Origin of the sequence: Gordonia sp. 135 (genome assembly GCF_009720185.1) — a bacterium.
GTDB lineage: Bacteria > Actinomycetota > Actinomycetes > Mycobacteriales > Mycobacteriaceae > Gordonia > Gordonia alkanivorans.
In genome coordinates this window covers 4,091,942-4,116,519 of record NZ_CP046257.1, presented here as the reverse complement: position 1 = coordinate 4,116,519, position 24,578 = coordinate 4,091,942, and the positions used below count along the sequence as shown (strand labels likewise).

General features: G+C 68.6%; 6 protein-coding genes. 4 read left to right on the top strand and 2 right to left on the bottom strand.

Annotated elements, in window-relative coordinates; genetic code table 11:
- Nucleotides 1-214: 214 nt before the first annotated feature.
- From GKZ92_RS18595 to mmsB, 3 genes are read left to right on the top strand one after another with little or no spacing between them, the layout of a single operon-like run.
- A complete protein-coding gene (locus tag GKZ92_RS18595; protein WP_006358645.1) occupies nt 215-1,747 on the top strand; it encodes a CoA-acylating methylmalonate-semialdehyde dehydrogenase in 1,533 nt (510 codons plus the stop codon).
- Between the two features lie 14 nt (nt 1,748-1,761).
- Nucleotides 1,762-2,937 (top strand): acyl-CoA dehydrogenase family protein, encoded by a 1,176-nt coding sequence (locus GKZ92_RS18590; RefSeq protein WP_035755828.1) that lies wholly within the window; start codon nt 1,762-1,764, stop codon nt 2,935-2,937.
- A 59-nt stretch (nt 2,938-2,996) separates the two neighbouring features.
- Nucleotides 2,997-3,866: a 3-hydroxyisobutyrate dehydrogenase gene (gene mmsB, locus GKZ92_RS18585; protein ID WP_006358643.1), complete on the top strand. Its 870-nt coding sequence runs from the start codon at nt 2,997-2,999 to the stop codon at nt 3,864-3,866.
- Nucleotides 3,867-3,934: 68 nt separating this feature from the next.
- On the opposite strand, the gene GKZ92_RS18580 is transcribed toward mmsB, so the two are convergent.
- Complete coding sequence (locus GKZ92_RS18580) at nt 3,935-4,804, bottom strand: type IV toxin-antitoxin system AbiEi family antitoxin domain-containing protein (protein WP_006358642.1); 870 nt, start codon at nt 4,802-4,804, stop codon at nt 3,935-3,937.
- Nucleotides 4,805-4,904: 100 nt separating this feature from the next.
- The gene (locus GKZ92_RS18575) at nt 4,905-5,408 is read right to left on the bottom strand and encodes a MarR family transcriptional regulator (protein ID WP_005201490.1); all 504 of its coding nucleotides are present in this window, start codon (nt 5,406-5,408) and stop codon (nt 4,905-4,907) included.
- An 826-nt stretch (nt 5,409-6,234) separates the two neighbouring features.
- Between GKZ92_RS18575 and GKZ92_RS18570 the strand changes: the two genes are divergently transcribed.
- The gene (locus GKZ92_RS18570) at nt 6,235-24,528 is read left to right on the top strand and encodes an amino acid adenylation domain-containing protein (protein ID WP_155225517.1); all 18,294 of its coding nucleotides are present in this window, start codon (nt 6,235-6,237) and stop codon (nt 24,526-24,528) included.
- The last annotated feature ends 50 nt before the right edge of the window (nt 24,529-24,578 follow it).

The following is a 24,578-nucleotide window of genomic DNA, read 5'->3' as shown; positions in this document are numbered from 1 at the left end:
GCTAAATCGCAGGTGGGAAGGGGGTTGGAAGAAATACTTGGATGTCCTACTATGTGGTGACAGAGGCCATAACCCCGAACTCCCGGATCGGGGCGCTCGCCGCCGGCTCACAGGCCGGCGAGGCAGGTCCGAAAGCTCCGAATACACGTCAAGGCCGTCGAGGCCGGAAGACCCGACCAGACAACCCCCAGAGAAGAATCAAAGGTGATCTGAAGTGTCCGCTCCCGCTGTCCCGTCCATCCCGCACTTCCTGAACGGCAAGCGCGTCACCGCCGAGGGCGGCCGCTTCGCCGACGTCTTCAACCCCAGTACCGGTGCCGTGCAGGCCCAGGTGCCGCTCGCCTCGACCGACGAGGTCGCCGCCGCCATCGCCACCGCGTCCGAGGCACAGAAGGAATGGGCCGCGTGGAACCCGCAGCGTCGCGCGCGCGTCCTCATGCGCTTCGTCGACCTGGTCAACAAGAACGCCGACGAGCTCGCGACCACCCTGTCGCTCGAGCACGGCAAGACCCACGCCGACGCCCTCGGCGACATCCAGCGCGGCATCGAGGTCATCGAATTCGCCATCGGCATCCCGCATCTCATCAAGGGTGAGTTCACCGAAGGTGCCGGCGGCGGCATCGACGTGCACTCGATCCGCCAGCCGCTCGGTGTGGTCGCCGGCATCACGCCGTTCAACTTCCCGGCCATGATCCCGCTGTGGAAGGCCGGCCCCGCGCTCGCCTGCGGTAACGCCTTCATCCTCAAGCCGAGTGAGCGCGACCCCTCCGTGCCGGTCCGCCTCGCCGAATTGTTCACCGAGGCAGGGCTTCCCGACGGCGTCTTCCAGGTCGTCCACGGTGACAAGGAAGCGGTCGACGCGCTGCTCACCCACCCGGACGTCAAGGCCCTCGGCTTCGTCGGCAGCTCCGACATCGCGCAGTACATCTACTCGACCGCCGCCGCCCACGGCAAGCGTTCGCAGTGCTTCGGTGGCGCCAAGAACCACGCGATCATCATGCCCGACGCCAACCTGGACCAGGTCGTCGATGCGCTGATCGGTGCCGGTTACGGCAGCGCCGGCGAGCGTTGCATGGCCATCTCGGTCGCGGTCCCGGTCGGTGAGGAGACCGCAGACCGTCTGCGCGCCAAGCTGATCGATCGCGTCAACGCGCTGCGCGTCGGCCACAGCCTCGACCCGAAGGCCGACTACGGTCCGCTGGTCACCGCCGCCGCTCTCGAGCGCGTCCGCGGTTACATCACCAAGGGCGTCGACGAGGGCGCCGAGATCGTCATCGACGGCCGCGAGCGCACCAGCAACGAGCAGACCTTCGGGGATGACGACATCTCGAAGGGCTTCTTCATCGGCCCGACCCTGTTCGACCGGGTCACCAAGGACATGTCGATCTACACCGACGAGATCTTCGGTCCGGTGCTCACCATCGTCCGCGCCGGCGACTACGAAGAGGCTCTCGCTCTCGCGTCGGATCACCAGTACGGCAACGGTGTTGCGATCTTCACCCAGGACGGCGACGCTGCCCGCGACTTCACCGCGCGGGTCGAGGTCGGCATGGTCGGCGTGAACGTGCCGATCCCGGTTCCGGTGGCGTACTACACCTTCGGTGGCTGGAAGCGTTCGGGCTTCGGCGATCTCAACCAGCACGGCCCGGCGTCGATCCAGTTCTACACCAAGACCAAGACGGTCACGACCCGTTGGCCGTCCGGCATCAAGGACGGCGCCGAGTTCGTCATCCCGACGATGGACTGAGTGCGGCCACAGATATGACCACACTTGCCGAGGCCGCAGTCGCGCGGCTCGACGGTGACGAACGCGTCATCGTCGAGACCGCCGCGGCGTTCGCGACCAAGAAACTGGCGCCGTATGCGCTGGAATGGGATGCGTCCAAACACTTCCCGGTTGCCGAGCTCCGCGAGGCGGCCGAACTGGGGATGGGTGCCATCTACTGTTCCGAGGATGCCGGGGGCAGCGGACTCCGTCGTCTCGACGGCGTGCGGATCTTCGAGCAGTTGGCCTACGCCGATCCGGCGGTCGCGTCGTTCCTGTCCATCCACAACATGTGCGCCTGGATGATCGACCACTACGGCACCGACGAGCAGCGCAACAAGTGGGTGCCGCGGCTGGCGACGATGGAGACCATCGCCAGCTACTGCCTGACCGAACCCGGAGCCGGGTCGGATGCGGCGGCGCTCGCCACCCGCGCCGAACGTCAGGGTGACGAGTACGTCCTCACCGGCGTCAAGCAGTTCATCTCCGGTGCCGGGTCGTCGGACCTGTACGTGGTGATGGCCCGCACCGGCGACGCCGGACCCAAGGGCATCTCCACCTTCCTGGTCGAGAAGGACACCCCGGGACTGAGTTTCGGTGCGCAGGAACACAAGATGGGCTGGCACGCGCAGCCCACCGCGCAGGTCATCCTCGACGAGGTGCGGGTCCCGGCGTCGAACCTTCTCGCCGAGACCGAGGGCATCGGGTTCGGCATCGCGATGAACGGCCTCAACGGCGGCCGGCTCAACATCGCGGCGTCGTCGCTCGGTGGCGCCCAGGCGGCCTTCGACAAGGCGGCCGCCTACGTCTCGAGTCGTCGTGCGTTCGGCAACTCGCTGCTCGACGAGCCGACCATCCGGTTCACGCTCGCCGACATGGCGACGTCGCTGCAGACCTCGCGGCTCATGCTGTGGCACGCGGCGACCGCTCTCGACGACAACTCCCCCGACAAGGTGGAGCAGTGTGCGATGGCCAAGCGATTCGTCACCGACAGCTGCTACGACGTCGCAGACAAGGCACTGCAGCTGCACGGCGGCTACGGGTATCTGTCCGAGTACGGAATCGAGAAAATCGTCCGCGACCTCCGTGTGCACCGCATCCTGGAAGGGACCAACGAGATCATGCGGGTCGTCCTCGGCCGTTCGATCGCGTCCCGCTACCGGGAGAGCTGACGCGAACTCGCGCCCAACGCAATGGTTTTCGCAGGCAAACACTTTAGGGAGCAATGACAATGACGACGATCGCTTTCCTCGGTCTCGGCAACATGGGTGGCCCGATGGCCGCCAATCTGGTCAAGGCCGGCCACACCGTCCGCGGGTTCGACCTGTCGCCCGAGGCGATCGAGACCGCCAAGTCCAACGGGATCGAGACGTTTCCCGCGGCCATCGAGGCGGTGTCCGGATCCGAGGTCGTGATCACCATGCTGCCCAACGGCGGCATCGTGAAGAAGGTCTACGACGAGGTCCTGCCGGCCGCCCAGACCGGTGCGCTCTTCATCGACTCGTCGACCATCTCGGTCGACGATGCGCGGGAGATCCACCGCCGGGCCGTCGACCACGGTTTCGCGCAGGTCGACGCCCCGGTGTCGGGTGGCGTCAAGGGGGCCACCGCGGGCACGCTGGCCTTCATGGTCGGCGGCGAGGACGAGGCCTTCTCCGCGGCGCGGGGAACCCTCGACCCGATGGCCGGCAAGATCATCCACTGCGGTGCGGCGGGTGCCGGCCAGGCGGCGAAGGTGTGCAACAACATGCTGCTCGCCGTCCAGCAGATCGCCGTCGGCGAGGCCTTTGTCCTGGCCCAGAAGCTGGGTCTCGACGAGCAGGCGCTCTACGACGTCGTGACCGGTGCCACCGGCAACTGCTGGGCCATCGAGACCAACTGCCCGGTCCCGGGCCCGGTCCCGACCTCGCCGGCGAACAACGACTTCAAGCCGGGGTTCGCCACCGCACTGATGAACAAGGACCTCGGTCTCGCGATGGACGCCGTCGCCAGCACCGGTGCCCGCGCCCCGCTCGGTTCCCACGCCGCTCAGCTGTACCGCGGCTTCGCCGAGCAGCACGGTGACCTCGACTTCAGCGCGATCATCACCTCGCTGCACTAGGTCGCAGCACCTGCTCTGGTTCTCTATGACGTTGTGCCCGGTTTACGGGCACAACGTCATACTGCTTTTCAGCTGGCGGCGCGCTGACGAGCGGCTCTGACCTCGTCCACGATCTCTGTCGGGCGTTCGACGAGGTCGGCCCAGGTGAAATTGAGGACGGTCCACCCGTTCGCGACCAGTAGGTTCCGCTTCAACCGGTCTCGCCGGAACGCGGCTGCGTCGCGGTGGAATGCGAAGCCGTCGATCTCCACTGCGACCTTCACGTGCGGGATCGCGAAGTCGATGATGTACCCGTAGGCGGGCATGTTCGCGATCCAGCCGGAGACGCCACCGGCCGACAGCAGGTTCGCGGTCAGTCTCTCGGCTTCCGACCTCGCGCCATCTCCCAGGAGCCGCAGATAGGACGCTGCGCTTGTCGCGCCATGGCGCCTCGGGTAGCGGGCGTGCGCCGCCTCGAGGTCTTCCACCGTGACTCGCTTGGTCAACAGGGCCGAGTCGAGGATGCTCATCCCGATGTCGAGCGACGCGTCGAGGACGGTCAGCGAGGGTGCTGTGGTCCGCAGCCCTTCGTGCACCGTGATGTCCGCGTCATCGAGAGGCCGGTATCGGGCCAGCGCCGTCGCCGACGACCGCCGGGCGGCGCCACGCGTCTTGGTGAACACGACGTGCTTGCGGGGCTCTGCATCGTGGAGACCCAGCCACCACGCGGCAGCAGCACCACCCAGTACCGCGTCGTTGTGCACCGACAGCACTGCGATCCGTGCCTGCGCCCGCGCCGACCGTGCGTGCCCGCTGACGAGGTAGACGCCTCGCGCCACGGCCTTCCATTCGCCGACGGCCACCTTGCGCTGGATCGATGAGGAGCTGACGCCGCACTCGCGTGCCTCCTGGGCCGAGAACACACCGTCTCGACGAACGGTCAGTTCGGTGATGTCCACGATGGATTGGACGCGAGCGGCGCCGAATCGGTTCCCGCGTTATGAGCCGCGGTGTTCCGTATGACGTTGAGCCCGGAAGCCGGGCACAACGTCATACACATCAGAAGTCGCCGTTGTGCTTCCGCAACGACTGGATGGCGCCGACGAGGCCGGCCATCTCGTCGTCGGTCATGCCCACGTCGGCGAAGACCTTCTCGTTGAGGGTCTTGGTGGCGTCTTCGACGGTGGAGCGGCCGAGGTCGGTGATCTCGACGAGGGTGGTGCGGCCGTCCGTCGGGTGTGGGACGCGGCGGACGAGGCCGCCTTCCTCGAGGCGACGGATCGCGTGGGTGACGCTGGTGACGTGGACCTGGAGGCGGTCGCTGGCCTTGGTGATCGGGAGCGCGCCCTGGCGAGAGAACGCCAGCAGTCGGAGGAGCTCGAACCGGGAGAAGCTCAGATCGAAGGGGCGCAACGTGGCCTCGACACGGGCCAGCAGGATCTGGTGGGCACGCATCACCGAGGTCACCGCGACCATGCCGTCGGCGACGTCGCCCCACCCGGCCTCGGTCCAGTTGTCCCGTGCCTCGGCGATGGGATCGAAGTCCATGCTGCGCCCTGCCATGAATCCACCCTAATCGGGTTGTCGCGTCACCGATCGACGGCGCGCCAGCCATCGCCGAGGCCGGCCCGACGGAGGCCGGACGGGCTCGGGCGGGGCAGGAGCCGGCCGATGACGCCGCCGTGTCCCGTGACCGACGACCCTCACCGGGTGACCAAAGTCCCTCGGTGAGTGACAGATGGCCTCGGCGGCAACGTAACAATATGTTCGCCATGCCAGGGCAATTGCTTGACTCGGTGTCGTTTCCTGAAACGACAACCCCCGAATCGAGACCAACTGTGCTGATTTGGAATGAAGGTGTAGCTTCAATATCGAAATGATCACGGCGCCGTTAGCAGAATTCTCCATACCCTTTAGCTACGCAATCTAAAGAAATCGCGATTTGAGCCCTATGGGCGATTTGTGGCAATTATCCAAGTCGGGTTGCCACTCGAAATCGATACCCCTGCAGGCAGATTCAGTACCATACCTGGTCGGATGTGAATCTGGATCCGAATCTGCTTCTGTCGCGCGCGATATGCAGAGGTGTCCGGGAAAAACACCCGGTCCGGAGAATGTCATCCGATCGGACCAATCGGCGGATGTCATCATTCCGAGACCTTTCTCTCCTGGGTCGTATGACCGATCTAGCTTCTCGGAAATCGTTGTGGCGGAAAGTTTCGCGAGAGTACGGTCAGTTCTTGTCGGCGGGGCGACAACTATCCAGGGGGGCTGCATTGCCCATTCTCGCTTCAGGCGCGAGACGGGCAATTTGTGGTCTGACGATTCCGCCCGGGCTGTGCCCCCAGGCTCGGCGGGTGCAGTCGATGAGGACGCATGGGGAGGCCGCGTGACCATCTCAGAGAAGAACTTCGAGTCAACCTTCGACGATGACTCGGGTGCTCGGTCACGGGTCGGCACCTTGCCGCTGTCCGCGGCGCAGCGGGGCATCTGGTTCGCGCAGCACGTGGCGGGTGACCTGCCGATCTCGGTGGCGCAGTACGTGGAGATCGAAGGCGAACTCGACACCGACGTGCTGGAGGACGCCGCACGGACGACCGGAACAGAGTTCGGTTCCGGATACCTGCGGCTGATCGAGGTCGACGGCGAGCCGCGACAGTACGTCGACGAGGCGTACGGGGCCCCGGTGTACACCCTTGATCTGCGTGAAGAGCCCGACCCGGTCGGGACCGCGCATCGTCTGATGTCCGAGGACTATTCGCGGCCGCTGGATCTCCTCGTGGACCACCTCATGACTAGCGTCGTCTATCGGGTCGGGACGAACCACTACTTCTGGTATCTGCGTGCACACCACATCGCTCTCGACGGATTCGGTGCGGTCACGATGGTCCGGCGGATCACCGAGCGGTACAACGCCGGCATCCACGGTGAGGAGCCGCCACCCTGCAAGGCAAGCGATCTCGCCGACATCATCGAGCAGGACGCGTCCTATCCCGGGTCGACCCGCTACGAGAACGACCGGAAGTACTGGAGCGAACACCTCGAAGGTGCCCCGCCGGTGGTCAGTCTCGCCGGCCGACTCGGTAAGCCCACGCTGCACCCGACCCTCGTGAGCACGCCGCTGCCGGAGGAGACCGCGCGTCTCCTCGACGACGCGTCGCACGACGGTGGGGTCACCCCGGTGATCGTCGCCGCCTTCGCCGTCTACCTCGCCCGGATGACCGGAAGTCCCGAGGTCCTCCTGAGCCTGCCGGTCTCGGGGCGGCATTCGGCAGTCCTGCGACGCTCCGGCGGCATGGTCGCGAACGTCGTGCCTTTGCGGGTCCCGGTCGCGGGCTGCACGCTCGACGAGGTCGTCACCGCCGTGAAGGGGGAGCTGCTGAGCGCACTCCGGCGGCAGCGCTACCGCCAAGAAGACATCTTCCGCGACATGGGGATCGCGCGCGACGAGGCGTCGTCGTTCGGTCCGGCCGTCAACCTGATGATGATCGACAGCGAGGTCGTGTTCGGCGACGTGGCGGGTCGCCTGCACGTGCTGACGTCCGGCCCGACCTCCGACCTCTTCGTCAACATCTATCCCGGTGCGGGTCACGACAGCACGCACATCGACTTCCAGGGCAATCCGAACGTCTACACGCCCGCCGAGCTCGCCGACCATCACCGTCGGTTCCTGATGTTCCTGCACGAGTTCCTCGAAGGCGCGTCGGACGACCAGGTGGGCCTGCTCGAGCTGCTCGACGAGCACGAGCGTGACGCGCTCCTGCCCGTGCGCGGTTCGGAAGATGTTGCGCCGCAGCTTCTCCCGGACATCCTCGCCGACAGTGTGGCGCGTAACGGCGACCACGTCGCGATCGCGTCGGACGGCCGCCGGCTGACCTACCGGGAACTCGACGCCGTGTCGTCCCGGATGGCGCGCCGCCTGATCGACATGGGCTGCGGGCCGGACACGTCGGTCGCGATTCTTCTCAGACGGTCTGCCGAGTCCGTCGCCGCCGCGTGGGCGGTTGCGAAGTCCGGGGCTGCCATCGTTCAGGTGGACCCGGACTACCCACGCAAGCGTATCGAGCACATCGTCGCCGACAGCGGCGCCGAAGTGGCCATCACAGGCGACGAATTCACCGACCGGCTCCCAGAGTCGATGCCCACGGTGATCGTCGACGGCGAGGGCGGTCTCGGGGAGGGGGCCGCCCTCGCCCCGGACGAAGTGATCGGGGACCGCGACCGCATCCGTCCGCTGCGTGCGGACAACGTCGCGTACATCACCTACACCTCCGGATCGACCGGTGTGCCGAAGGGCGTCCAGGTCACGCACAACGGCCTCGCGAACCTCATCTCCGACCGATCCGAGGTCTACGGCCTGGACTCGGGATCACGGGTGTCCTATGCCCTTTCCCCGAGTTTCGACGCGTCGATGGAACAGCTGCTGACCTGCTTCGCGAACGGGTCCGCGTTGATCGTCGTGCCGCCGGACGTGATCGGCGGGGAGCGCCTCACCCGCCTGCTGGCCGACGAGGGTGTCACCCACCTGACGCTGACGCCGGCGATGCTGGCCACCGTCGAGCCGGAAGCCCTGACCGACCTGCGGGCCGTCATGGTCGGCGGCGACAAGACCGCGCCGCGCATCGTCGAACGCTGGACGCGGTGTGCGCGGATGATCAACGAGTACGGGCCGACCGAGGCGACCATCACCGCGGCGAGCAGTGTCATCGACCCGGCCGAGGACCTGACGGTCGGCCGTCCGGTGCGCGGTGCGTCGATGATGATCCTCGACCCCGCGCTGCAGCCGGTCCCGATGGGTACCGCAGGCGAGCTGTATCTGGCGGGGCCGGGTCTCGCGCGCGGTTACGCGAATCTGTTCGCGCAGACCGCGGGCCGGTTCGTCGCCAACCCCCACGGCGAGCCCGGCGAACGGATGTACCGCACCGGCGATCTCGCCCGCTGGGTCGGCAGTCCGGCCGCGCTGTCGTTGGAACTGTTGGGTCGCACCGACTTCCAGCTGAAGATCCGTGGCTACCGGATCGAGCCCGGCGAGATCGACGCGGCTCTCGTCGGCCACCCCGACGTAGAGGCGTCGATCACCGTGCCGGTTCGCAACAACGCCGGCGCGACGGTGCTCGCGTCGTACGTGTCGCCCGTCCGCGACCATCGGATCGATGTCTCCGAGCTGAGTCGGTTCGCCCGCGAATCGCTTCCGCCGCACATGGTCCCGGCGGTGATCACCACGCTCGACGCGTTGCCGCTCAACGCGTTCGGCAAGGTCGACCGGAAGGCGTTGCCTGCTCCGGTCTTCGCGGCCGCCCGCACCGGACGGCCACCGTCGACGCCCGGGGAATACCGGCTGGCACAGCTGTTCGCCGAGGTCCTCGGTGTCGACGAGGTCGGTGCCGACGACAGCTTCTTCGTCCTCGGCGGCGACAGCATCTCCTCGATCGAACTCGTGGGCCGGGCCAAGGCCGCCGGGCTGGCGTTCTCGACCCAGGACGTGTTCGAGTGCAAGACCGTCGCGGCTCTCGCGGTACGGGCGACCGACGCGTCGGCCGACGACACCCTTCGGGAACTCCCCGGCGCAGGCGTGGGTTCGTTCCCGCTGGCGCCGATCATGCACGCGATGCTCGAGCGGGGACACATCGACCGTTTCGCACAGGCCGCGCTGATCGAGCTCCCCGACGATCTCCGGCGACCCGACCTCGTGCGCGCTCTCGGCGCTCTCGTCGACCGCCACGACATCTTGCGCGCGGTCCTGCGCGACCACGCCGGCGAGGGGTTCGTCGAGGTCCGGGAGCACGGGTCGGTCGACGTCGAGGAGACGCTGACCGAGGTGTGGCTGGAGCGTCGCGACGCCGACGAGATCGACCGGGAACTACAAGCGGCCGCCGATCTGCTGGACCCGCGCGCCGGGTTGCTGACGCGATTCGTCTGGCTGCGCGACCGCGACGGCTCGAAGCCGGACCTGCTGTGGCTGGTCATCCACCACCTCGCTGTCGACGGCGTGTCGTGGCGCATCCTGCTGAGCGACCTCGCGGTCGCCCACGGTCAGATCGCCGCGGGCGGCGACCCGCAGCTCAGCACGCCGACGACCTCCGTGCGCCGCTGGGTCCACGGCCTGGTCGAGAGGTCCTCGGGCCGTACCGCCGCCGAGCTCGATCTCTGGTCGGACACCCTCGCGGCCGGCGACCGCCCAGTCGGCGCACGCGCGCTCGACCCCGACCGGGACATCACCGCCTCGGCGGGACGCGTGCGCATGCGCATTCCCGCCGACGTCACCGAGACGATCGTGACGACCATCCCCGGCCGGTTCCACGGCAGCCCCAACGACCCGCTGCTCGCGGCACTGGGACTCGCGCTGGCGCGCTGGCGGTCGCTGCACGGCGAGGCGCCGGGTGGCGAGCTGATCGCACTCGAGGGGCACGGCCGTGAGGAGTCGGCTGTTCCCGGCGCCGATCTGACGGCGACGGTCGGCTGGTTCACCTCACGGTTCCCGGTCCGGATCGACCTCGACGACATCGACCTCGACGACGCCTTCGCCGGCGGGGCAGCCGCCGGTACGGCGATCAAGCGGGTCAAGGAGTTCCTGCGCGCGGTGCCCGACAACGGCATCGGTTACGGAATGGTCCGGCACCTGGATCCGGTCGGCTGCAACGAACTCCAGAACCGGCCCGAACCACAGATCAGCTTCAACTACCTGGGCCGCGCGGGCACCCGCGACGTCTTCGGGCCGTGGACGCCGTCGCGTGAATTCGACGCGCTGGCCGGCACCGCCGACCCGTGGATGGCCCTCCCGGCGATCCTGGACATCAACGCGATCGCCGAGCCGGGTTCGGACGGCCTCGAACTCGACGCGGTGTGGGAGTTCGCCTCGCTGGTGCTCGACCGCGCCGCGGTCGAAGAACTGTCGCAGTTGTGGGTGCAGGCACTCGAGGCACTCGCCCGCCATGCCCGGGCCGACGACGCCGGCGGGTACACCCCGTCGGACTTCCCGCTCGTCGAGACCACGCAAAACGAGATCGACGGCTGGCTGCGCGATCACCCCTCGATGGTCGACGTCTGGCCGCTGACGGCACTGCAGGCCGGGCTCCTGTTCCACGCCACCTACGACGGTATCGACACCAACGCCGCCGGCGGTGTCAGCGGCGCGGACGGCTACGTCGTGCAGGCCGAACTGACCCTCGGCGGATCGCTGCGGCCGGAGCGGATGCGGCGCGCCGCACAGGCGCTCATCGACCGTCACGACAGCCTGCGCGTCGCCTTCGTCGAGACCGCCGCCGGTCCGCGCCAGCTCCTGCTGCATGACGTGGCCGTCGACTGGACGGACTCCGACCTCACCGGCATCGCCGATCCCGGGGAGCGGCACCGCGAACTGCGTCGGCTGATCACCGAGTCGGCGACCCCCTTCGACCTGACACGGCCACCGCTGATGCGGTTCCACCTCATCCGGGTCGACGACGACGAGTTCATGCTCCTGCTGACCAATCACCACATCGTGCTCGACGGCTGGTCGATGCCGCTGGTCGTCCAGGAGTTGCTGGCGCTCTACATCACCGACTCGACGGACGGCGCCGCGGTCGGGCTGCCCACACCGCGGTCCTTCCGGGACTACCTGCAGTGGCTGGATTCCCAGGATCACGCGGCGACGGTCGAGGCCTGGGAGGAGATGCTGGCCGACATCGAGAGCCCGACGCGACTGACCGGCAATCCGGAGCGGGTCGCCACCGCCGAGGTCGCACAGGTCGACCTCGACCTCGACGCCGCAACCACCGACGCGGTGCTCGGACTCGGTCGCGCCCACGGCGTCACCCCCAACACCGCCATCCAGGTGGCCTGGGCGCTGCTGCTCTCCGCCATGACCGGTCGGTCGGACGTGGTGTTCGGCAACACGGTCTCCGATCGTCCGGCCCACATCGCGGGGATCGAGCGGATGATCGGCCTGTTCATCAACACCCTGCCGGTGCGGGTCCGGCTCGATCCCGACGAGACCGTCACCGAGCTGCTCACGCGGGCGCAGGCCGAACAGGCCGCCATGCTCGATCACCGCAACATCGGCCTCGCCGAGCTCCAGCGGGCCGCGGGGATGGCCGACATCTTCGACACCGCTACGGTTCTGGAGTCCTATCCCATCGACGCCGAAGGTGTGGCGGGTGCGCTCGCGGATGCCGGGCTGCAGTGGAAGGGCGTCGTCGCTCACGATGCGACGCCGTATCCGGTCAGCCTCCAGGTCACGCCGCCGCGGCCGTCGCGGGCCGGAAGCGAGCCGGGGCAGTACGAGCTGATCCTGAAGTACGCCTCCGATCGTCTCGACGCGCAGTCCGCAGGGCTGTTGCTCGAGCGCTTCGTCATGCTGCTGGGTCAGATCGCGGCGGACCCGGGCCGGAACGTCGCGACGGTCTCTCCGTGCTGGGACACCGAATGGGCGGAGTTGGCCCGCGTCGAGGGGCCGCCGGCCATGACACCGCGGACACTCCGGGGCATCCTGTCCGACACCGCGCGCCGCCACCCCGACATGCCGGCCGTGCGTTCGAGAGAGAACACGCTGACGTACCGGGAGCTTGACCGACGGGCCGATCGTGTCGCCCGTGAACTCATGCGCCGCGGCGCCGGACCCGAGGGGTTCGTCGCGCTGGCGCTCCCGCGGTCGGTCGAGTTGATCGTTGCCATGTGGGCGGTGGCCAAGTCGGGCGCGGCCTTCGTCGCCCTCGATCCCGGCAACCCCGCATACCGCCTGGCCGAGTTGCTGGCCGATTCTCACTGCACGCTCGGCATCACGGTCGAGGAGGTCACGAAGAACCTCCCGGATTCCGTGGACTGGCTCGTCCTCGACGCCGCCGGCCGGTCGGATGACGAAGGGGCGAAGGCGGAGTGGTCGACGACCCCGGTGGAGGCCGACAGCAGTGCGTACCTGATCTTCACCTCCGGGTCGACCGGGCGGCCGAAGGCGGTCCACATCGCCCATCGGGGGCTGCGGGACCGGGTCACCGCACTCGCCGACTATTTCGGTGTACTGCCAGGTTCGGCAGTCCTGCAGGTGGCCTCCCCGGGTTTCGACGCCTGCGTCTCCGAGGTCCTGCTCGCCCATGGCAACGGGGCCTGCCTGGTGGTGGCGCCCCAGGATGTCTACGGCGGCGTCGATCTCGAGGAACTGGTTCGGGCCGAACAGATCTCGCACGCGATCATCACGCCGACCGCCCTCAACACGATGGACCCCGCACGGGTGCCGTCGCTGGCGACGATCGCGGTGGTCGGCGAGGCCACCGGCGCGGACATCGTGAACCGCTGGGCACCCGGCCGCCGGTTGATGAACCATTACGGACCCACCGAGACCACCATCTGGGCCACCGCGGCCGACGATCTGCAGCCCGGGGAGCCGGTGACCATCGGCGAACCGGTCCGCGGAGTGTCCGCGGTGGTGCTCGACGCGTGGCTGCGTCCGGTTCCGGTCGGCGTGGCCGGCGAACTGTACCTGGGCGGACCGGGTCTGGCCCGCGGGTACTTCGGCCGCCCCGGCCTCACCGCATCCCGGTTCGTCGCCGATCCGCGGTCGGCGACCGGCGAACGCATCTACCGCACCGGTGACCAGGTGCGGTGGATCCGCGGGCGCGACGGACTCGAACTGGACTACCTGGGACGCAACGACCAGCAGGTCAAGATCCACGGACTGCGGATCGAAACCGGGGACATCGACGCCCATCTCGCGCGGCACGACGCCGTGGCGCAGACCGCCACCCTGGTCCAGCCGGGCCCGACCGGCCAGCCGGTCATCGTGTCCTACGTCGTCGGTACGCCGGGGGAGCAGCTCGACGTCACCGCGTTACGCGCGGATCTCGCGGAATCGCTGCCGCGCTACATGGTTCCGGCCGCCATTCTCGAGCTACCGGCGATGCCGGTGACCCGCACCGGCAAGGTCGACCGGAAGGCCCTCCCCGCGTGGGACTTCCGCGCCGAGAGTGCCGGCGGCCGAGCGCCGTCGACACCCACCGAGGAGCTCATCGCACGACTCTTCGCCGAGGCACTGAACCTCGAGACGGTGACCGCCGACGACAACTTCTTCGCCCTCGGCGGCGACTCCATCGTCTCGATGCAACTGGTGGCCCTGGCCAAGTCGGCCGGACTGGACATCACCGGCCGCCAGGTCTTCGAGGCCAAGACGGTCGCCGCGCTGGCAGCGCTGGTGGACCCGGACAGCGCCGGACATGACGACGCCGGCCGGCCGGTCGCCGCGGTGGGGTCCCGTCTCGACGATCACGATGTGCTCTCCGCCGGCGACTTCGCTGACGTGTGCGACTCGGATGCGGAGCTCCTCCATCACCGCTACCCGGAACTGTCGGAGATCTGGCCGCTGTCGCCGACGCAGTCCGGCATCCACTTCCACTCCACGCTCGACCCGGACACGGCGGACAACTACACCGTGCAGTCGACGATCCGGTTGTCCGGGTACCTCGACGGGTCGCGGCTGCGTCGAGCCGCGCAGGCACTGGTCGACCGGCACGACATCCTGCGTGCGGGTTTCGTCGAGACCTCCCGTGGCCCACGCCAGGTCGTGGTCGGCCACGCCGAGGTCGCCTTCCGCGAGATCGACCTGTCCGACCGGCCCGCCGACCGGGCCGGGGAGGAGGCCGAGCGCATCGCCGTGGAGGACGCGGATGCAGGCTTCGACCTGAGCATCCCGTCGCTCATCCGGTTCACCCTCATCCGTCTCGACGCCGAGGCGTTCGAACTGCACATCACCAATCACCACGTGATCCTCGACGGCTGGTCGATGCCGCTGCTCATCGGCGAACTCCTCGAGTTCTACGGCGAGCCGGAGCGGATCGAGCACGCCGGGTCCGCGCCCTCGTACCGCGACTACCTGCGCTGGCTGGCCCGGCAGGACCACGAGGCGTCCATCGCCGCATGGACTCGGGCCTACGCCGACGTCGAGGGAGCCACCCGCGTCAGCCGGCGCGACCCGGCGATGTCGGGTGATCTGGCCGGCGAGGTCGGCGCGGAGCTGCCCGCCCAGGAGTTCCTGCGGTTGCGTTCCGTGGCAGCCGATTCCGCGGTGACCGTCGGCACCGCGGTGTCGACGGCGTGGGCACTCGTCCTGCGTGTGCTGACCGGCGAGACCGACGTGATCCTCGGCTCGGCCGTCGCCGGACGACCGCCGGAACTGCCGGGCGTCGAGCAGGCCCTCGGCATGTTCCTGAACACCGTCCCGGTCCGGGTCCGGCTCGATCCCGCGGCGTCGTTGCGCGACCTGCTGGTCGGTGCCCAGGCCAGCAACGCCGAACTGCTCGACCATCACTACGTGGGACTCCCGGCCATCCACCGGGCGGTGGGGCTCTCGGAGATGTTCGACACCGCGCTCGCCTTCCAGTCCTTCCCGCTTCGCGAGTCGACCCTGCAGGAGCTCGTGTCCTCGGCGGGACTCCGCGTCGACGGGATCACCGGCGTCGATGCCACCCCGTATCCGCTGAGTCTCGTCGTCGCACCGAAGAACGATGTGGGAGAGGGGGAGCCGGGTCTGTCGATCACGTTGCGCTTCCGCCGCAGCGACTTCGACCCCACCCGGGCGCGGGAGATCCTCGACCTCTTCGTCGAGTGCCTGGCCCGGATCGCCGACGACCCGGACACCCGCCTGGGTGTGCTCGCGCACGGCGGTGGCGAACTGGATCTGCCTGCGTCACCGCGGAATCTCCGGCCGGCGACGCTGCCCGACATCCTCGCCGCATCCGTTGCCCGCCAACCGAACGCCATCGCGGTGACGTGTGGCGCGTCGGTGTCGTACCGCTGGCTCGACGAGCGGTCGAACCGAATGGCCAGACTCCTCCTGCGCCGGGGAGTCGGATCACAAGATGTGGTCGCCAGTGTGTTGCCGAGATCGCTCGACGCGGTCGTCGCCATCTGGGCGGTGGCCAAGACGGGCGCGGCATTCCTGCCGGTGGACCCGACCCTGCCTGCTGAACGGATCGGATACCTGCTCTCCGATGCCGATGTCAGGCTGGGTCTCACGCACGCCGGGACCGCTACCCTGGACGGTCCCGGCGTGCCCCCCGGCATCGAGTGGCTCGAACTCGACGACGAACGGCACCCGTGCCTGCTCGACGCCGAATCGGACGCACCGATCACCGACGCGGAGCGCGGTGGTCCGATCCGGATCGGTCAGACGGCCTACGTGATCTACACCTCCGGTTCGACCGGGATGCCGAAGGGTGTGCTGATCAGCCACCGCGGTCTCGCCCGGCTCGTCGAAGCGCAGCACCGCGTCCTGTTCGCCGACGACACCGCGAGTGTTCTCCAGGTGGCCTCGCCGAGCTTCGATGCCTCGGTGTTCGAGCTGCTGATGGCCCACGGTGCCGGTGGACGCCTGGTGGTCTCACCACCCGACGTGTACGGCGGCCCCGAGCTGGCCGAACTGATCCGCCGCGAACACGTGACGCACGCGGTGGTGACGCCGTCGGCTCTGTCGACCGTGCCCGAGGCGGATCTCGACACGCTGCGCGTGCTCGCACCCGCCGGTGAGGCGGTCGGCCCGGAGCTGGTCGCCCGGTGGGCGCCGGGACGCAAGATGATCAACATCTACGGTCCCACCGAGATCACCATCTGGGCCACGGCGAGCGAACCGCTCGATACGCACGGCCCGGTGACAATCGGCCGCGCGATCGGACCGGTCGCCGGTGCCGTGCTCGACACGTGGCTGCGCCCGGTACCCCAGGGTGTCGTCGGCGAGCTCTACCTCTTCGGGCCCGGACTGGCCGACGGCTACGTCGGGAAGCCGACGACGACTGCGGCCAGGTTCGTCGCCTGCCCGTTCGGTGACACCGGCGAGCGGATGTACCGCACCGGCGACCTGGTCCGGCGAACCGTCGACGATCAGCTGGAGTACCTGGGACGCAACGATTTCCAGGTCAAGATCCGCGGCACCCGGATCGAGATCGGCGAGATCGACGCGGCTCTCGGCGGCCGGTCCGACGTCGCCTACGCGGTCACCGTCGCCCGCAGCGACAACGGGATGCCGCAGACGCTGGTGTCCTACGTGGTGGCCGCGCCGGACGAGGAACTGTCCGGCGACGAACTGCGGGATTTCCTGTCGCAGAGTCTGCCGGCGTACATGGTCCCGGCCGCGGTCGTCGAACTCGATGAGGTCCCGCGGACCCCGACCGGCAAGCTGGACCGGGGTCGGCTGCCCGAACCCGTGTTCGCGGCAACCGAATTCCGGGCACCGTCGAATCCCGCGGAGTCCGCGGTGGCCACCGCCTTCGAAGAGGTGCTGGAGATCGACCGGGTCGGTGCCGACGACGACTTCTTCGCCCTCGGCGGCGATTCGCTGAGCGCGTCGGTGGTGGCGGCGCGGGTGGGTGCGGCGCTGGGAGTCCGTGTCCCGGTGCGTACCCTGTTCGAGGCCCCCACCGTGTCGGCCCTGGCCGCCCTGGCCGGATCGCTGCAGGAAGGACAGCGTGCCCCGCTGATCCCCGGTCCGCGACCGGAGCGGATTCCGCTGTCGCTCGCACAGCAGCGCATGTGGTTCCTCAACCGCATGGAGCCGGAGTCGCCCGCCTACAACATCCCGGTGCTGCTGAAGCTGACCGGACGCCTCGACATCGCGGCGCTGGAGGACGCGCTCGCCGACGTGATCGGCCGCCACGAGGTGTTGCGGACGATCTACCCCGACGACGCCGGTGAACCGCACCAGGTGGTGTTGGACCACGTCGCGGCCGCCGTCGAGGTGCGGTACGTGCCCGAGAGTGCGGTCGAAGAAGTGGTGACCGAGTTCGTGCGTCGCGGCTTCGACGTGACCACCAGGGTGCCGATCCGGGTGGGCCTCCTGCGTATCGACGAGCCCGGCAAGGCTGTCGGAGGCCGGTTGCACCAGGCCGGAGAGTTCCTGCTGGTCCTCGTCGTCCACCACATCGCGGGTGACGGGCAGTCCATGGCGCCGCTGGCACGAGATGTCATGGTCGCCTACGCGGCCCGGCTCGAAGGCCAGGAACCCGCCTGGGAACCGCTCGAGGTCCAGTACGCCGATTACGCGCTGTGGCAGCGGCGGGTCCTCGGGGAGCCCGACGATCCGCAGTCCCTCATGCACGCCCAGCTGGACTACTGGCGGTCGACGCTGGCGGAGATCCCGGATGTGCTGGATCTGCCCACCGACCGTCCGCGGCCCGCGGTCGCGAGCCTGTCCGGCGGTCACGTCCCGGTGGAGATCGACGCGCGACTGCACAACCGCCTCGTGGAACTCGCACGGTCGCGGAACGCGTCTTTGTTCATGGTCCTGCACGCCGCGCTCGCAACGCTTCTCGGCCGCTTGAGTGGTGGTGACGACATCGTCATCGGCACCCCGGTCGCCGGTCGTGGTGAGCCCGGACTCGAACCGCTGGTCGGGATGTTCGTGAACACTCTCGCCCTCCGCACGCCGCTCGACCGTGAGCAGTCCTTCGTCGACCTGCTGGGTCAGGTCAGGGACACCGACCTGCACGCCTATGAGCACGGTGACGTCCCGTTCGAGCGGATCGTCGAAGAACTGAATCCCCAGCGCTCGACGGCGCACCATCCGCTGTTCCAGGTGGCGCTGGCCTTCCAGAACCTCTCGAAGGTCGACGTCGCGCTACCCGAGGTGACCGTGTCCCGCGCGCAGGCCGACACCGGTGTCTGCCAGTTCGACCTGCAACTCGTGGTCGCCGACTCCTACGGCGAGAACGGTGCCGCCAAGGGCATCTCCGGCGCGATGATGTTCGCGAACGACCTCTTCGACCCCGAGACGGTCCAGGGCTTCGTCAAGCGACTGTGCCGGGTGCTGGAAGCGATCGTCGACGATCCGGACGCCCCCGTCGGCGAGATCGACTGGCTCGACGCCGCGGAACGTACCGACCTGCTGTCCCGCGTCGGCCGCCCGCGGCTCGCCGCCGAGGGACCGCCGCCGGTGCTCCTGCCGGAGGTCTTCGCCGCCGCCGTCCGCCGCAACCCGCGCGGTCCCGCGATCGTTGCCGGCGGATTCGAGTTGACCTACACCGAACTCGACCGTCGCTCGAATCGCCTGGCGCGCCACCTCATCCGACTGGGTGCGGCGACGGAACGGCCGGTCGCCGTCGCGGTCGAGAGGTCCCTGGACTCCGTGGTCGCCTGGTGGGCCGTAATCAAGTCCGGTGCCGCCTACGTGCCGGTCGACCCGCACTACCCGACTGCCCGCATCGACCAGATGGTCACCGATTCCGGTGCGTCGCTGGGCATCACGATGCTCGGCGCACGCGCGGGACTCCCCGGGACCATCGACTGGGTCGTCGTCGACGATCCGGCCGACGCCGCGCGCATCGACGCGCTCGACGACGGCGAGGTCGGGCAGGCCGATCGCATCCGGCCGGTACGTGCGGAGAACACGGCCTGGGTCGTCTTCACCTCCGGATCGACCGGTGTGCCCAAGGGAGTCGCGGTCAGCCACGCCGGGGTCGCCGACTACCTGTCCTCGCTGTTCGTCGATCCCGAGAGCGGTCCCACCTCCCGGGTCCTGCATTTCGCGTCGCCGTCCTTCGACGCCTCCCTGCTCGAGATCCTGCTGTCGATCAGTTCGTCCTCGGCGCTCGTGGTGGCGCCCACCGACGTCCGCGGCGGCAACGAGCTCGGCGACTTCCTCCGCGATCAGCGCGTCACCCACGCGTTCGTGACGCCCGCCGCCCTGGCGTCGGTCGATCCCGAGGGCCTCGACGACCTGCGCGAGGTGATGTCCGGCGGCGACGAGGTGCCGACGGATCTGATCACCCGCTGGGTGGGCGACGATCCGGCCCGTGCCCGCCGGTTCCGCGTGCTGTACGGCCCCACCGAGACCACGATCGTCGCGACCGCGACCGAACCGCTGAACGCGGGGGAGCGCTCGACGATCGGCACGCCGTTGGCCGGGATGCAGGCACTGGTCCTGGATCCGCGGATGCAGCCCGTGCCGGTCGGCGTGGCCGGCGAGCTCTACCTGGCCGGTCCGGCACTGGCCCGGGGCTACCTGAACCGCCCCGGTGTCTCCGCGTCGCGGTACGTGGCCCATCCCTTCGGCGAGCCCGGCGACCGGATGTACCGTACCGGCGATGTCGTCCGCTGGAATGCGGAAGGATCGCTGGAGTTCCTGGGACGCAACGACTTCCAGGTGAAGATTCACGGCTTCCGGGTGGAGCTCGGCGAGATCGACTCGGCACTGGGTGAGCATCCCGGGGTGTCGTTCGCGGTCACGGTGCCGCGGCGCGACAGCGGGGTCGGCATGCGCCTGGTCTCCTACGTCGTGCCCGCTCCCGGTGAGGTCATCTCGGGGGAGAAGCTGCGTGCGCTTCTCCTGGACTCGCTGCCGCCCTACATGGTCCCGGCCGCGGTCATGGTGCTCGACGAGATCCCGCTGACGCCGAGCGGCAAGCTCGACCGCAAGGCCCTCCCCGCACCCCTCATCGCGACCCGTCGCTTCCGCGCCCCGGCGTCCCCGGTGGAGGAGATCGTGGCGGGTGTCTTCGCCGATGTCCTCGGGATCGAGGGCGGCGTCGGTGCCGACGACGACTTCTTCGATCTCGGCGGCAACAGCCTCGCCGCGACCCGCGTCGTGTCGAGGATCGGCGCGGCCCTGGGCACCAACGTCGGAGTGTCGATGATCTTCGAGGCGTCGACGGTGTCGAAGCTGGCGGTCCGAGCCGAATCCCACACGGCCATCGGCCGGATCCCGCTGGGATCGCTGGATCGGCCGGACCGCATCCCGCTCTCGTACGCGCAGCAGCGGATGTGGTTCCTCAGCCGGATCGAGCCCGACTCGCCGGCGTACAGCATCCCGATCGTCGTCCGGCTGTCCGGGCACCTGGACGTCGACGCCCTTCAGGCGGCGATCGGCGACGTGGTCGCCCGCCACGAGATCCTGCGCACGGTCTACCCGTACATGGATGCCGAACCGACACAGGTGATCCTGCCGCCGGCCACCGACCGCGTGCCCGTGGTCGTCGCCTCGGTGCCCGAATCGGAGTTGCCGCGGGCGATGTCGCAGCTGCTGGCCCAGCCCTTCGACGTCACGTCGGAGGTCCCGGTGCGGATCAGGCTGTTCTCGCCCGGCGACGACGAGTGGGTGCTTGCGGTGGTCATCCACCACATCGGTGCCGACGGTTCCTCGTTGACGCCCCTCGCCCGGGACCTGATGAACGCGTACGCGGCACGCTCCAACGGTGACGAACCCGGCTGGGAACCGCTGCCGGTGCAGTACGCGGACTACGCGATCTGGCAGCGTGTGGTCCTCGGTGCCACCGACGACCCCGACTCGCTGCTCCGCGCCCAGATCGACTACTGGACAAAGCAACTGGCAGACGCGCCCGCCCTGCTCGAACTGCCCGCCGACCGTCCGCGGCCGCCGACGCAGTCCTACACCGGTGGCAACGTCCCGCTGACGGTGGACGCCGACCTGCACGCTGCTCTGCAGCAGGTCGCCCGTGCACACAACACGACGCTGTTCATGGTCTTCCATGCGGCGCTGGCCGCACTGCTGGCGCGACTCGCGGCGACCGACGACGTGGCGATCGGCACCCCGTACGCCGGTCGCGGCGAACGCGAACTCGACGACCTGATCGGCATGTTCGTCAACACGCTCGTCCTCCGCACTCAACTGCGCCAGGACATGACCCTGCGCGAGCTGATCGACGACGTGCGGGACACCGATCTGGCGGCCTTCGGGCACGCGGACGTCCCGTTCGAACGACTTGTGCAGGAACTCAATCCGGTTCGGTCCGACGCCTACAACCCGCTGTTCCAGGTGATGCTGGCGTTCCAGAACATCTCTTCGGCGGACATCGAACTGCCGGAGCTGTCGGTGTCCGCCGTCGAGCCAGACACCGGGATGTCCCTGTTCGACCTGCAGGTCACGGTGTCGGACACCTACGACGCGAGCGGAGCGCCGGCCGGACTCCGCGGCGGGATCACCTTCGCCACCGACCTGTTCGACGCGTCGACGGTCGCCGGCTTCGGCGAACGCCTGGTGCGGATGCTCAGCGCGCTCGCCGAGGATCCCGCACGGCTGGTCCACGAGGTCGACCTCCTCGACGACACCGAACGCGATGCGGTCCTGCTGCGGTGCAACGAGACCGCGCACGCCGTCGACTCCACCGCCACACTCGCGTCGCTCTTCGCCGACTCCGCGGCCCGGTTCGCCGACAGCCCGGCGATCACGGCCGGCGACGTCACCCTGACCTACGCGGAGTTCGGCGGCCGCGTCAACCGGCTGGCGAGGTGGCTCGTCTCCCGCGGGGTCGGACCCGATTCCCTGGTGGCGCTGCGGATGCGGCGTTCGCTGGACCAGGTCACCGCGATGTACGCGGTGCACGCCGCCGGTGGCGCGTACGTGCCGATCGATCCCGGTCACCCGGCCGAGCGGATCGACTACATGCTCGAGTGCGCCGATCCGGTCGTGGTCCTCACCTCGCTCGACGGTGTCGATCTCGAGGGCTTCGACGATGCGCCGCTGACCGACGCTGACCGGCACGGTCCGCTCACCCCGGCGAATCTCGCCTACGTCCTGTTCACCTCCGGGTCCACCGGTAGGCCGAAGGGCGTTGCGGTATCGCACCGCTCGGTGGTGAACCAGGTGCTCTGGATCAGCGACGAATACGACCTGAACATCGCGGACGTCGTTCTCCAGAAGACCCCGGCCACCTTCGACGTCTCGGTGTGGGAGCTCTTCGCCACTCTCGCGGTGGGGGCGCGGCTGGTGATCGCACGGTCGGACGGTCATACCGACCCCGACTACCTGACCGACACGATCGCCCGGGAACGCGTGACCATCACCTCGTTCGTTCCGTCGATGCTCGCGGTGTTCGCCGACTCCGCGAGAACTGTTGCGCTGGACTCGCTGCGGGCACTACTCGTGGCGGGTGAGGCGTTCGGCCCGGACGTCGTGGCCGCGGCGCGACGGATGCTGCCGGGGGTGGAGCTGCACAACCTCTACGGTCCGACGGAGTTCACGGTGCACGCCACCGCGTATGCAGCCCATCCCGGTGACACCGGTGCCGTGCCGATGGGCCGGCCGGTGTGGAACGCCCGTGCCTACGTGCTCGATTCGAGGCTGCGGCCCGTGCCCATGGGGGTGACCGGCGATCTGTACCTGTCGGGGACCCAGGTGGCCCGCGGTTACCACGGCCGCCCCGGCCTGACCGCGGAACGGTTCGTGGCCGACCCGTTCGCGCCGGGCGAGCGGATGTACCGAACCGGCGACCTCGTTCGTCGACGCCCGACCGGCGACCTGGAGTACCTGGGCCGCAGCGACTTCCAGGTCAAACTGCGCGGTCTGCGCATCGAACTCGGTGAGATAGAGGCGGTGTTCGCCGAACACCCGAAGGTGGCCCGCGCGGTCGCCACGGTCACCTCGACCGAGACTGTCGAGTTCCTCGCGGTCTACCTCGTGCCGGCGAGCGGAGACGCCGAATCGCTGGACACCGACGAGGTGATGGCCTTCGCGTCGACGGAGCTGCCGGGCTACATGATGCCGACCGCCGTGCTGGTGCTGGAGACGGTGCCGCTGACCGCGTCGGGCAAGCTCGACCGCAAGCGACTGCCCAAGCCGACGGTGAACACCGCGGAGTTCCGCGAACCGTCCACGTGGCTGGAAGGTGAGATCGTCCGCACCTTCGAACACGTCCTGGGCGTGCAGCGGGTGGGTGTCGACGACGACTTCTACGAACTCGGCGGCAACTCGCTGAGGTCGGTGCAGGTGGTCAACGATCTGAAGAGCGAACTGCACATGGACATCCCGGTCCGGTGGATGCTCTCCGCCTCGAGCCCGGCCGATCTGGCCCGGCGGATCGAGGACTGGATGGGCAACGGCGAGGGCGCCGACGAATCCATGGAGTTCGACGCCTTGCCGCCGCTCGGTCTCGACGTCCTGCTGCCCATCCGGCCGGGTGGGGAGAAGCCGCCGCTGTTCTGCGTCCATCCCGCATCCGGTCTCTCGTGGGCCTACCACACCCTCGGCCGGCACCTCGCGTCCGGACGGCCGGTATACGGCCTGCAGGCACCGCAGATCGGTGGCGAGAACGATGGTCCCACAACGGTGTCGGGTCTCGCACGTCGCTACTTCGACGAGATCCGGACCGTGCAGCCGCACGGGCCGTACCACCTGATGGGGTGGTCGCTCGGCGGCACGATCGCTCATGCGGTGGCCGCCGAGATGCGGGCCGCCGGGGAAGAGGTCGCGTTGCTCGCGATGCTCGACACCGAGGCCGACGCCGTCGACACCGACGCGATCCAGACGATCACGGCCGGTGAACTGATCAGCAACCTCGGACCGGTCCTCGGCATCGACTTCGTCAGCGCCGACGCGACCGCGGAAGAGGCGGCCGAACAGATCGCCGAGCGTCTCGGGACCGGGCTCGGCATCGATGCCGACTCCATCGAGAACCTCACCGAGGCATACAACATGCTGATCCGGGCACTGGGTGACTGGCAGCCACCCGTCGTCGACGTCGACCTGCGGTACTTCACCGCGGTTCGCGATCGGCGAGCGGATGCGGTCGGCCACGACGGGTGGGCACCCTATGTCCGCGGCGACATCTCGAATGTCGACGTCGACGTGCACCACCTCGGAATGACCGAGAACGAGGCGATCATCCGGATCGCCGGGATTCTCGACGAGTACATGACTCGCGCAAACGGTCACGAAGCCGGCCGTTCCGGGTCTAGCGTTTTCAACAATGGGAGATTCACCATCAAGAAATGAGGTAGTCCATGAGCAGGTCAGGGACTTCGACCGAGCTACGCCGAACGCGC